Source organism: uncultured Tenacibaculum sp. (assembly GCF_947498805.1).
Lineage (GTDB): Bacteria > Bacteroidota > Bacteroidia > Flavobacteriales > Flavobacteriaceae > Polaribacter.
Genome location: NZ_CANMLT010000008.1, coordinates 25,843 through 38,982 on the forward strand (window position 1 = coordinate 25,843; position 13,140 = coordinate 38,982).

Here is a 13,140-nt window from a genome sequence, read left to right on the forward strand (position 1 = left end):
AATAGCATTATGAATACGAATATCATTAGAGTTGGAGCTTTAGAAAGTGAAGCTATATATATTTTAAGAGAAGTTGTCGCACAATTTGAAAAGCCAGTGTTGTTATTTTCTGGGGGAAAAGATAGCATAACACTGGTGCGACTTGCTCAAAAAGCATTTTACCCAGCCAAAATTCCTTTTCCTTTAATGCATATAGATACTGGACACAATTTTCCAGAAACTATTGCTTTTAGAGACAAGTTAGTTGAAGAATTAGGAGTTGAGCTCATTGTACGTAATGTACAAGACAACATTGATGCTGGTAAGGTTAAAGAAGAAACAGGGAAGTACGCGAGCCGAAACATGTTACAAACTGAAACGTTATTAGATGCCATAGAAGAGTTTGGTTTTGATGCATGTATCGGCGGAGCGCGCAGAGATGAGGAAAAAGCAAGAGCCAAAGAACGTATTTTCTCTGTGCGAGATGATTTTGGTCAATGGGATGAAAAAAACCAACGTCCAGAATTATTCGACATGCTAAATGGGCGTATTGATTTGGGACAAAACGTACGTGTTTTTCCAATTTCAAACTGGACAGAATTAGACGTTTGGTCGTATATCCAACAAGAAAACATAGAAATTCCTTCTATCTATTTTGCTCATAAAAGAGCAACTTTTGTTAGAGATGGACTGATATGGTCTGTTAATGATGAAGTTGTTTATAGAGATGAAGATGAAGAAGTACAAGAACGAATGGTACGTTTTAGAACTGTAGGTGATATGAGCTGTACCGCAGCGGTATTATCAACAGCAATTGATATTGATACGATTGTTGATGAAATTAGAGAATCAACCATATCAGAAAGAGGCGCTAGAATAGATGACAAACGATCTGAAGCAGCCATGGAAAAACGTAAACAACAAGGGTATTTCTAAAACAACACTAAAGAACGAAACAAATGAATGTACTAAAAATAGCAACAGCAGGAAGTGTAGATGATGGTAAAAGTACACTTATAGGTAGAATTTTGTATGATACAAAATCGCTTACCGATGATAAATTACAAGCTATAGAAGAGAAAAGTAAACAGAGAGGTTTTGACTATTTAGATTTCTCATTGGCAACCGATGGTTTGGTAGCAGAACGCGAACAAGGAATTACCATTGATGTAGCTCATATTTACTTTTCTACACCAAAAACTAGCTTTATTATAGCCGATACTCCTGGACATATTGAATATACTCGTAATATGGTAACAGGCGCATCTAATTCTCAAGCATCTATCATTTTAGTAGATGCAAGAAATGGAGTTGTAGAACAAACGTATCGTCACTTTTTTATCAATAATTTACTGAGAGTAAAAGATGTAATTGTAGCGGTAAACAAAATGGATTTGGTTGATTTTTCTGAGCAAAAATTCAATGAAATTAAAGGAGAAATAGAATATTTAGCTTCTAAAAGCGAATACCAAGATCAAAAGATCACCTTTATTCCTATTTCTGCTTTACACGGAGATAATGTAGTTTCTAAATCTGCAAGAATTGATTGGTATAACGGGCAAAGTATATTAGATCATTTAGAAGATTTAGATACGCAAACTATAGAGAAAGATGCAAAAGCACGTTTTCCAGTACAAACAGTAGTACGTCCAAAAACGGAAGAGTATCATGACTTTAGAGGTTATGCGGGTAAACTATATGGAGATAGTATTGCTGTAGGAGATGAAGTTACCATTTTACCATCTGCAACAAAATCTAAAGTAAAAAGCATTCACTTTTTCAATCAAGAATATCAAGAAGCTCAAAAAGGAAGTTCTATCAATTTAACCTTAGAAGATAATGTTAACATTAGTCGAGGCGATATGATTGTAAAATCTGGAGAAGAACCTCAAGCTGTTAAACAACTCGAAGCAACGATTTGTTGGATGGACAAAACTCCTTTACAGGCTTCAGAAAAATATTATATAAAACACGGAATAAACGATGCACAAGCAAAAATTACCAATATAGCATCCTTAGTTAAAACTGATTTTTCAGGAGAAGAAATAGCTCCTTCTCAATTAAGTTTAAATGAAATTGGACAGGTATCGTTAAAGGTGAGTAAACAGTTGTTCGTAGATAGTTACAAAGACAATAAATCTAATGGAACATTTATACTCATCAATCCAAGAACAAATAATACTTCTGGTATTGGTTTTATCAAATAATTCCTAAACTATTTAGACGATGGCAATAATTATAACCGATGAATGCATCAATTGCGGTGCATGCGAACCAGAATGCCCTAACACAGCCATTTATGAAGGGGCAATGGAATGGAAATATAGTGAAGGTACTGCCTTAGAGGGAAGTATAACATTACCTAATGGTAACGAAGCAGATGCTACTTTAGAACAAGAACCTATATCTGATGAATACTACTTTATAGTACCAGATAAATGTACAGAATGTAAAGGCTTTCATGAAGAACCACAATGTGCTGCCGTATGTCCGGTTGATTGCTGTGTTCCTGATGAAGACCATGTTGAAACAGAAGAAGAATTGCTTCAAAAGCAACAATTTTTACACAACGAATAAAAAGCTTTACAAAGCGAATTACTAGAAACCATGCAAAGTTTTAGAACAGAAATAGAAAACCCAGTTGTAGAAAAAGACATTATCGAATTAGAGCGTAAAATTCGATTGTTTAAAGAAGGAAGAATCGATGAAGAACGATTCAGAAGTCTACGTTTAGCTAGAGGAGTTTATGGCCAACGTCAACTAGGAGTTCAAATGATACGTATCAAATTACCTTATGGAAAGGTAAGCAGTGAGCAATTACATAGAATTGCAGATGTATCAGATGAATATTCTCGTGGTAGATTGCATATCACAACACGACAAGATATTCAAATACATTATGTGAGTTTAGATAGAACTCCAGAGCTTTGGGCACAATTAGAAAAGGATGATATTACGCTAAGAGAAGCCTGTGGAAATGCGGTACGTAATGTTACGGCTTCAGAAACTGCAGGAATTGATCCGAATGAACCTTTTGATGTAACCCCATATGCACATGCTACTTTTCAATTTTTCTTGAGAAACCCTGTTTGTCAAGAAATGGGAAGAAAATTTAAAATGTCTTTCTCTTCCACAGAAAAAGACACTGCTTTAAGCTTTATGCATGATTTAGGTTTTATTGCAAAAACCAAAAACATCAATGGTACCGAAATAAAAGGTTTTAAAGTGATGTTAGCAGGTGGATTAGGTTCTCAACCTCGTCAGGCTGATGTGATGTATGAATTTTTAGAAGAGGATTTGTTAATTCCAACTATTGAAGGTGTTTTACGTGTATTTGATCGTCATGGAGAACGAACTAAAAGAGCCAAAGCTCGTTTAAAGTTCTTAGTAAAAGGGATTGGTTTAGATGCTTTTTTAACCTTAGTAGAAGAAGAGAAAAAAGCATTGGCATATCAAACATATCCTATTGAAACAGTTCCGTTTGAACAACCAATCACTTTTGAAACTAATGACGTTCCTGCTGTAGAAATTACAGATAATAAGGCATATGAAGCATGGAAACACACGAATGTAATTCCACAGAAACAAGAAGGACTTTTTGCTGTAGGTATTAAAGTGCACTTAGGTGATTTTTATACAGATAAAGCACGATTGTTAGCTGATTTAATTAAAAAATATGCAGCCAATGAATTGCGTTTTACCTTACGTCAAAATATACTGATACGCCATGTAAGAGAAGAACTATTACCATTCTTTTATACTGAACTTGAAAAATTAGGTTTTGTAGAGGCTGGATATGATAGCACTACAGATATTACTGCATGTCCTGGTACCGATACTTGTAATTTAGGTATTTCAAGTAGTACTGGTATTGCAGCAGAATTAGAACGTGTTTTTAAAACAGAATACCCACAATACATTACCAATAAAGAAATCACTATTAAAATTAGTGGTTGTATGAATGCATGTGGACAACACAATATGGCACATATTGGTTTTCAGGGAATGTCTGTTAAAGTTGGAAACTTATTAGCCCCTGCCCTACAGGTTTTAATTGGAGGTGGTGTTGTAGGTGATGGACAAGGGCGTTTTTCAGATAAGCTGGTAAAAATCCCTAGTAAAAGAGGTCCACAAGCTTTAAGACTTTTATTAAATGATTTCGAATCAAGAAAAGAGGAAAATGAAAACTTCTTAGCTTATTATGATAGAAATGGAAAAACCTATTTCTATGAGCTATTAAAAGAGCTTTCAGACACTAGCAATTTAAGCGAAGATGATTTTATTGATTGGGGTCATGATAAAAATTATGTAAAAGCTATTGGAGTTGGAGAATGTGCCGGGGTTGTAATTGATTTAGTGGCTACGCTTTTGTTTGAAAGTGAAGAAAAACTAGATAACTCTAAAGAAGCTTTTAACGAGAAGCAGTGGGCAGATAGTATTTACCATTCATACGCAGCTATTGTAAATACTGCGAAAGCATTATTAACCTCAGAAGGACAAAAAACCAATACCCAAGCGGGAATTATAAAAAACTTTGATGATGTATTTGTAAGTACAAATAAAGTAGCACTTCCAAGTACATTTTCAGATTTAATATATCAAATAAATAAAAATGAACCTACAGAAGCATTTGCTAAAAAGTACTTGCAAGAAGCAAAGTCTTTTTACAAAACAGTAGATGCATATAGAAAACTTGTAGTCGAAAGTTAAAAGAGAGCACAATGAATACGCAACCAAAATTAACAGTAGTAGGAGCTGGTCCTGGTGATGCCGATTTAATCACCTTAAAAGCGATCAAAGCCTTAGAGTCTGCATCTGTAGTACTATACGATGCATTAGTAAATTCTGAACTATTAAGTTACGTACATCCAATGACAGAATTAATCTTTGTTGGAAAACGAAGAGGTTGCTATCGCTATCAACAAGAGCAAATCAATGAATTGATTGTTGCTAGAGCACACTCTCATGGTCATGTAGTACGTTTAAAAGGAGGAGATCCATTTATTTTTGGTAGAGGGGCTGAAGAAATGGAATACGCTGCGAAACATGGAATAGAAGTCGCAGTTGTTCCAGGAATATCATCATCATTAGCGGTACCTGCTTACCAAAACATTCCTTTAACAAAAAGAGGGAGTGCGGAGAGTTTTTGGGTGATTACTGGAACTACCAAACAACACCAATTGTCTAACGATGTAGCACTAGCTGCTAAATCTAATGCAACGGTAGTTATTCTAATGGGAATGGGAAAACTTCCTGAGATTGTTTCTTTATTTAAACAAGAAGAAAAAGGAGATTTACCTGTAGCCATTATTCAAAATGGAACTACCAAGCATGAGAAAATTGGTATTGGAACGGTAAACTCTATAGAAGAAGTTGTACAAACCAATCAATTGAGTAACCCTGCTATTATCATTTTAGGAGATGTTGTGAATCACAGACAACAGCTTTTACAAATTCAACAAGAGGTAGCCTTTAAAGAAGTAGTATAAATGGAAGAAAGAAACAACCTCTATCCTATTTTCTTAAAGACAAAAGAATTGGAAGTACTTATTGTTGGTGGTGGCTATGTGGCAGAAGAAAAATTGTCTTTTCTTCTAAAATCGAGTCCAGATGCTAAGGTTACTATGGTAGCTCCTTTTTACCGAGAAGAAACCATTGCTGTAGCAAAAACAGGAAATACTACCATGCTAAATGGTATTTATGATAAAGATTATTTAGAAGGAAAACACATTGTTATTGCTACTACCGATAATCCTGAGGTAAACATGCAAGTATACCATGATTGTAGAGCACAGCATAAGTTGGTCAACGTAGCCGACAATCCACCATATTGCGATTTTTATATGGGAGGAATTGTTACCAAAGGAAATGTAAAGGTGGCTATTTCTACCAATGGAAAATCGCCAACAACAGCAAAACGATTACGACAGTTTTTCGAAGAAGTAATACCAGAAGACATTAACCAACTGGTTCAAAATTTGAACGATTATAGAAAAACAATCAAAGGAAACTTTGAAGAAAAAGTACAGACACTAAATAAGTTAACCGAAAACCTAATACGCTAACGTCATTGTAAATAAAATCAAGCAACCTTAAACATATAATTGCTGTGCTTTTACCAATGTAATGACAAAATTAAAAGAGAAATGATACAAACAGATATATTAATTATTGGAGCCGGACCTACTGGATTATTTACAGTATTTGAAGCAGGATTATTAAAGTTACGCTGTCATTTAATAGACGCTTTGCCACAACCAGGTGGACAGTGTTCTGAAATCTATCCTAAAAAACCAATTTATGATATTCCAGCATATCCTGAAATTTTAGCAGGTGACTTAACCAAAAATCTAATGGAACAGATTAAGCAATTTGAACCTGGATTTACTTTAGGAGAACGTGCTGATACTATTGAAAAGCAAGAAGACGGAACTTTTATTGTTACTACCAATAAAGGAACTAAACACCAAGCTCCTGTAGTAGCCATTGCAGGTGGATTAGGAAGTTTTGAACCAAGAAAACCCCAAATAGAAAATATTCAGCAATATGAAGATAATGGTGTGGAATACATGATTAAGGAGCCAGAACTATATCGAGATAAAGATGTAGTGATTGCTGGAGGTGGAGACTCTGCTTTAGATTGGTCTATCTTCTTAACGGATGTTGCAAAATCGGTAACATTGATTCATAGAAGAAATGAATTTAGAGGAGCCTTAGATTCTGTAGAAAAAGTACAAGAATTAAAAAATCTTGGTAAGATCAACTTGATTACTCCTGCTGAAGTAAAAGGTGTTTTAGGAAAAGAGCACGTTACAGGAGTTGTGGTAGAACAAAAAGGAAAAGAGCCATTTATTTTAGATACCGATCATTTTATTCCATTGTTTGGATTAGCTCCAAAATTAGGACCTATAGCCAATTGGGGACTAGAGATCGAAAAGAATGCTATTAAAGTAAATAACTCTTTAGACTATCAAACCAACGTTCCTGGTATTTACGCTATTGGTGATGTAAACACCTACCCAGGAAAGCTAAAATTAATCTTATGTGGATTCCATGAGGCTACCTTAATGTGTCAGAGTGCTTATCAAAGAATTCACCCAGATAAAAAATATGTAATGAAATATACAACTGTTGGTGGTGTACAAGGGTTTGATGGAACCAAAAAAGAAGCACCAAAAGCAGTGGTAAAAGCAATTCAATAATGGAACAAGACGTAACCATAAAAATAACCGATAGAGAAGGTGTAATCCATGAGGTACTTGCACCGACTGATATGGCAATGAATTTAATGGAGCTAGTAAGATCATACGAACTAGCTCCTGAAGGAACCATTGGAGTTTGTGGCGGAATGGCTATGTGTGCGTCATGTCAATGCTATGTGAACTCAACACATGAACTGCCTGAAATGACCGATGATGAAGACGCAATGTTAGCGGAAGCTTTCGATGTAAAAGACAACAGCCGTTTAGGATGTCAAATTCAAATAACAACACAATTAGAAGGATTAGAAATAGAATTAGCACCAGAAGTATAAAATGACCGTAGTGACCAACTCAGTAAAAAATTATCACCTCTGTTTAAAAGAGACCGTAGAAGTATTTACCAAACATCTCTTCTATGCTCTTTTTGATGAAAACTACAAAACCGATAATCAGGAAAAAATAGAAAAGCTTTTCTTAACCATTAGTGACAAGCTACACATAGAAAATGCTTCTGAATTATGGTATGTATATCAAGAACAATTTTTGAGCATACGCCATAAATTAGATTTAGATGCCATTGCATTTGAACAGAGCGATCCTGCCTGTAAAAGCTTAGAAGAAGTGTATTTGGCATATCCTGGTTTTCATGCAATAGCTATTTACCGACTAAGTCATGAGCTTTACAAACTCAACCAATTTACTTTTTCAAGAATGATGAGTGAATATGCACATAGTATTACGGGGGTAGATATTCATCCAGGGGCTACTATTGGAGCATCTTTTTTTATTGATCATGCTACTGGAATTGTTATTGGAGAAACAACCATTATAAAAAGCAATGTAAAAATATATCAAGGAGTCACATTGGGTGGAATTCAAGTAAAGAAAGAATTGGCCGCAACGAAAAGACATCCAACGATAGAAAATAATGTAACCATCTATGCCAACGCAACCATATTAGGCGGAGATGTAACCATAGGAGAAAACAGTATTATTGGAGCGAATGTATGTGTAACCTCATCCATTCCAAAAGCTTCCATAGTTACTTATGAATCAGAAAATAAAATTACCACCAGAAAATCGTATGTAAAATGACTTTACTTAAAAAACAACCATTAATGAAAACAAAAAGTATAATTGATTTCGTAGGAAACACCCCTTTAGTAGAAGTTACCAATTCATTTAACAATCCAAATGTAAAACTACTATTAAAGCTAGAAGGAAACAATCCTGGTGGAAGTGTTAAAGATAGAGCTGCTTATTTTATGATTTCTGAAGCTCTTAAAAAGAAAAACATTAAAAAAGGAGACACTTTAGTAGAAGCTACTAGTGGTAATACTGGAATTGCCTTAGCTCTAATGGCAAAAGTTTTAGGAGTAAATATGGTGTTAACCATGCCTGAACACGCTACTGTTGAACGTGTAAAAACCATGAGAGCTTATGGTGCTGAAGTTATCTTAACTCCTACTGAGTTAGGTATGGAAGGAGCCATAGACCATGCATTAAAATTAAAATATAAAAAGGGATACTTTAGATTAAATCAATTTGATAATTTCGATAATCCAAAAGCGCATTTTACTACTACTGGACCAGAAATATGGCGAGATACTGAAGGACAAGTCACACACTTTGTATCGGCTATGGGAACAACAGGTACTATTACCGGAGTTTCAGATTATTTGAAACAACAAAATGATGATATTAGAATTATTGGAGTACAACCCAAAGAAGGAGCAAAAATTCCAGGAATACGAAAATGGTCTGAAGAGTATTTACCTGCAATTTTTAAACCTCAAAAAATAGATACCATATTACAAGTTACACAGCAAGAAGCCGAAGAAGGTACCTTAAAACTAGCAAATCAAGAAGGAATTTTTGCTGGAATGAGTAGTGGTGGAGCTTTTGCAACGGCTCTAAAAGTAGCGAATTCTATAGAGAAAGGTGTGGTAGTAGCGATTGTATGTGACAGAGGAGATCGATATTTATCATCGAACTTATACAAATAGTTATTTTTTATTGGGTAATTAAAAAATAATCTAATAAATTTGCCCACAGTTCATTAACTTAATTGATGTTATCAAGAAAGGTGGAGGGAATAGACCCTTTGAAACCTTAGCAACCCTTTGTGCAAACAAAGAAGGTGCTAAATTCTACCATAAGATTTATGGGGAGATAACGAAAAGAATTTCACTTCTCTTTTCCTGATAACATGTTACTAAATTATCAGGAATGTCAAACATTTTTAAAGAAATACAAAAACGTATCTTAGTACTAGATGGTGCTATGGGAACCATGCTTCAGGAATATAAATTTACTGAAGAAGATTTTCGTGGAGAACGTTTTAAAGAGTATCCTACTCCTTTAAAAGGGAATAACGATTTATTGTCTATCACCCAACCCGAAGCAGTAAAAGAAGTACATAGAAAATATTTTGCTGCTGGAGCAGATATTGTAGAAACCAATACCTTCTCTGGAACTACTATTGCTATGGCCGATTATCAAATGGAAGATTTGGTATATGAGCTAAATTATGAATCGGCAAAAATAGCTAAAGAAGTAGCAGATGAATTCAATGCTAAAGAACCTCACAAACCTCGATTTGTTGCTGGTTCAATTGGTCCTACCAACAGAACCGCTAGTATGTCTCCAGATGTAAATGACCCTGGATATAGAGCGGTTACTTTTGATGAATTACGAATCGCTTATAAACAACAAATAGAAGCTTTATTAGATGGTGGTGCTGATATTTTATTGGTAGAAACGGTATTTGATACCTTAAATGCTAAAGCTGCTTTATTCGCTATTGAAGAGGTAAAGGATGAACGAAAAATAGATGTTCCAACCATGGTTTCAGGAACTATTACCGATGCTTCTGGGAGAACACTTTCTGGGCAAACGGCAGAAGCCTTTTTAGTTTCTATATCACATATTCCATTACTATCTGTGGGCTTTAACTGTGCTTTAGGAGCAAATTTATTGCAACCCCATTTAGAAGCCATTGCTTCCAAAACAACCTTGGCAATATCAGCACATCCAAATGCAGGGTTACCCAATGCTTTTGGAGAGTATGATGAAACTCCTGAAGAAACTGCCACACAAATAGAAGAATATTTAAAGAAAAATTTGATCAATATTATTGGAGGATGTTGCGGTACTACCCCTGCTCATATCAAAGCAATTGCAGATGTTGCAGCAAGATATCAGCCGCGTCCACATGCTGAACTTAGCTCAGCATTGTAAAAGAGTACATGAAGATGAGTGAACAAAGAAGATATATGAAATTATCGGGACTGGAGCCCTTAATTATAACTCCTGAAAATAATTTTATCAATGTAGGAGAACGCACCAATGTTGCAGGTTCTCGTAAATTTCTTCGATTAATCAAAGAAGAAAAATTTGATGAAGCCTTGGCCATTGCACGTCATCAAGTAGATGGAGGTGCGCAAATCATTGATATTAATATGGACGATGGTTTGATTGATGGGAAAGAAGCCATGGTTCGTTTTTTAAACCTAATTGCTTCCGAACCGGATATTGCCAGAGTTCCTATAATGATTGATAGCTCTAAATGGGAAATTATTGAAGCCGGACTTCAAGTAGTACAAGGAAAATCGGTTGTAAATTCAATTTCTTTAAAAGAAGGTGAAGAAAAATTTATTTGGGAAGCTACTCAAATAAAACGATATGGTGCAGCAGTAATTGTCATGGCCTTTGATGAAGTTGGGCAAGCAGATAATTATAAAAGAAGAATTGAAATTGCTGAGCGTTCCTATCGTGTTTTAGTAGATAAAGTCAACTTCCCTCCTGAGGATATTATTTTCGATTTAAACATTTTCCCTGTGGCTACAGGGATGGAAGAGCATCGTAAAAATGCCATTGATTTTATTGAAGCCACTCGTTGGGTACGAGAGAACTTACCGCATGTAAGTGTAAGCGGTGGGGTAAGTAATGTTTCCTTTTCATTTAGAGGAAATAATGTAGTACGAGAAGCCATGCATTCGGTATTTCTATACTATGCTATCAAAGCAGGTATGAATATGGGGATTGTAAACCCTACTATGTTAGAGGTGTATGACGATATTCCTGCTGATCTTTTAGAACATATTGAAGATGTTATTTTAGATAGAAGAGATGATGCTACCGAACGTTTATTAGATTTTGCTGAAACTGTAAAAGGCAAAAAGAAAGAAGATAACACCACTGTTTTAGAATGGAGAAATCTGCCCTTACAAGATAGAATTACACATTCCTTGGTAAAAGGAATTGATGCGTTTATAGTAGAAGATGCAGAAGAAGCGCGCTTAAGTGTAGAAAGGCCTTTACATGTTATTGAAGGTCATTTAATGACGGGAATGAATGTGGTGGGTGATTTGTTTGGTTCTGGAAAAATGTTCTTACCACAAGTAGTAAAATCTGCTCGAGTAATGAAAAAGGCGGTTGCTCACCTAAACCCATACATTGAAGCAGAAAAAAGTGAAGAACAACAAGCTTTAGGAAAAATTCTAATGGCTACTGTAAAAGGTGATGTTCATGATATCGGAAAAAACATTGTAAGTGTTGTTTTAGGCTGTAACAATTATGAAATCGTTGATTTAGGGGTTATGGTGGCTCCTGAAAAAATTATTGAAACGGCCAAAAAGGAAAATGTAGATGCTATTGGTTTAAGCGGATTGATTACTCCTTCACTGGATGAAATGGTGTATTTAGCCAAAGAAATGGAACGTCAAAATTTTGATATTCCGTTGTTAATTGGTGGTGCAACCACTTCCAAAGCACATACTGCTGTTAAAATAGATACAGAATATAAAAATGCGGTTGTGCATGTAAACGATGCCTCTAGAGCGGTAACTGTTGTAGGTGATTTATTAAACAAAAGAACCAGTAATGCGTATGTAGCCAAACTTAAGAAGGACTATGAAGAGTTTAGAACCAAGTTTTTAAAACGCGGTAAAGAGAAACATTATATTTCTATTGAGGAAGCTAGAGAAAATAAATATCAAATTGATTGGGAAAACACACAAATTTCTAAACCCAAAGAGTTAGGAATTCAAAAATTTGAACAGATAAGTTTAAAAGAATTGGTTCCGTTTTTTGATTGGAGTCCGTTTTTTCGTTCTTGGGATTTGCATGGAAAATTCCCAAATATTCTAGAAGATGAAGTGGTGGGTGAACAAGCAACAAGTTTGTATGAAGACGCTCAAAAAATGATTTCATTGATTATTGAAAAACAAGCGCTAAAACCCAAAGCTATCTTTGGAATCTTTGAAGCGAATACTATCAATGATGACGATATCGCGGTTACTAAAAAAGGAGGAGAAACTTTTGTTTTTAGAACTCTTCGACAACAATTAAAAAAGCAAAAAGGAAAACCAAGTTTTGCCTTAGCTGATTTTATTGCTCCAAAAGACAGTCAACAAACAGATTATATCGGAACTTTTTGCACTGCTATTTTTGGTGCCGATGAACTTGCTCAGGAGTACAAGGACGTTCATGATGATTATAATGCAATCATGGTACAAGCCATCGCAGACCGTTTTGCAGAAGCTTTTGCAGAATACTTACATCACCGTATACGAACCAAACACTGGGGCTATGCTTCCGAAGAAAATTTATCTAATGATGAATTGATCAAAGAGGTTTATAAAGGAATCCGACCTGCTCCTGGTTATCCTGCTTGTCCGGATCATTTAGAAAAAGAAGCTATTTGGGAATTGTTAGAGGTGGAAAAAAACATTGAAGTAAGCCTTACTGAAAGTCTTGCCATGTGGCCCGCAGCTGCTGTTTCTGGGTATTATTTTGCCCATGAAGAAGCTCGATATTTTGGATTAGGAAAAATAACTGATGATCAAGTACGAGATTATGCTGAGCGAAAGGGAATTCCGCTTGACAAAGCTAGAAAATGGCTACACCCAAACATTGCAAACAATTAAAAAACACAACAACACATACTACTCTGAAT

Annotated in this window: 12 protein-coding genes and 1 riboswitch; all 12 genes read left to right on the top strand. The window is 35.3% G+C overall.

Annotated elements, in window-relative coordinates; all coding sequences use genetic code 11:
* Positions 1-9: 9 nt before the first annotated feature.
* Positions 10-915: a sulfate adenylyltransferase subunit CysD gene (gene cysD, locus Q0873_RS15335; RefSeq protein ID WP_299108917.1), complete on the top strand. Its 906-nt coding sequence runs from the start codon at positions 10-12 to the stop codon at positions 913-915.
* Positions 916-938: 23 nt separating this feature from the next.
* Positions 939-2,186: a GTP-binding protein gene (locus Q0873_RS15340; protein ID WP_299108919.1), complete on the top strand. Its 1,248-nt coding sequence runs from the start codon at positions 939-941 to the stop codon at positions 2,184-2,186.
* 19 nt (positions 2,187-2,205) lie between these two features.
* Positions 2,206-2,556: a 4Fe-4S dicluster domain-containing protein gene (locus tag Q0873_RS15345; RefSeq protein ID WP_299108921.1), complete on the top strand. Its 351-nt coding sequence runs from the start codon at positions 2,206-2,208 to the stop codon at positions 2,554-2,556.
* A gap of 30 nt (positions 2,557-2,586) precedes the next feature.
* Positions 2,587-4,689: a HEPN domain-containing protein gene (locus tag Q0873_RS15350; protein ID WP_299108923.1), complete on the top strand. Its 2,103-nt coding sequence runs from the start codon at positions 2,587-2,589 to the stop codon at positions 4,687-4,689.
* An 11-nt stretch (positions 4,690-4,700) separates the two neighbouring features.
* Complete coding sequence (gene cobA / locus Q0873_RS15355) at positions 4,701-5,468, top strand: uroporphyrinogen-III C-methyltransferase (RefSeq protein WP_299108925.1); 768 nt, start codon at positions 4,701-4,703, stop codon at positions 5,466-5,468.
* Positions 5,469-6,044 (top strand): bifunctional precorrin-2 dehydrogenase/sirohydrochlorin ferrochelatase, encoded by a 576-nt coding sequence (locus Q0873_RS15360; protein ID WP_299108927.1) that lies wholly within the window; start codon positions 5,469-5,471, stop codon positions 6,042-6,044.
* An 81-nt stretch (positions 6,045-6,125) separates the two neighbouring features.
* Complete coding sequence (locus Q0873_RS15365; protein ID WP_299108929.1) at positions 6,126-7,181, top strand: NAD(P)/FAD-dependent oxidoreductase; 1,056 nt, start codon at positions 6,126-6,128, stop codon at positions 7,179-7,181.
* Positions 7,181-7,513 (top strand): 2Fe-2S iron-sulfur cluster-binding protein, encoded by a 333-nt coding sequence (locus Q0873_RS15370; protein WP_299108931.1) that lies wholly within the window; start codon positions 7,181-7,183, stop codon positions 7,511-7,513. Before Q0873_RS15365 ends, Q0873_RS15370 begins: the two co-directional genes overlap by 1 nt.
* Before the next feature lie 10 nt (positions 7,514-7,523).
* Positions 7,524-8,276, top strand: coding sequence for a serine O-acetyltransferase EpsC (epsC, locus tag Q0873_RS15375; protein ID WP_299108933.1), 753 nt, complete (start codon positions 7,524-7,526; stop codon positions 8,274-8,276).
* A 23-nt stretch (positions 8,277-8,299) separates the two neighbouring features.
* Positions 8,300-9,187 carry a cysteine synthase CysM gene (gene cysM / locus Q0873_RS15380; RefSeq protein WP_299108935.1) on the top strand — a complete coding sequence of 296 codons (888 nt, stop codon included), beginning with the start codon at positions 8,300-8,302 and terminating at the stop codon, positions 9,185-9,187.
* 65 nt (positions 9,188-9,252) lie between these two features.
* Positions 9,253-9,360, top strand: a riboswitch (SAM riboswitch).
* 50 nt (positions 9,361-9,410) lie between these two features.
* Positions 9,411-10,421: a homocysteine S-methyltransferase family protein gene (locus tag Q0873_RS15385; RefSeq protein ID WP_299108936.1), complete on the top strand. Its 1,011-nt coding sequence runs from the start codon at positions 9,411-9,413 to the stop codon at positions 10,419-10,421.
* An 8-nt stretch (positions 10,422-10,429) separates the two neighbouring features.
* Entirely contained in the window at positions 10,430-13,111 is a 2,682-nt protein-coding gene (metH, locus tag Q0873_RS15390) for a methionine synthase (protein WP_299108938.1), read from the top strand.
* The last annotated feature ends 29 nt before the right edge of the window (positions 13,112-13,140 follow it).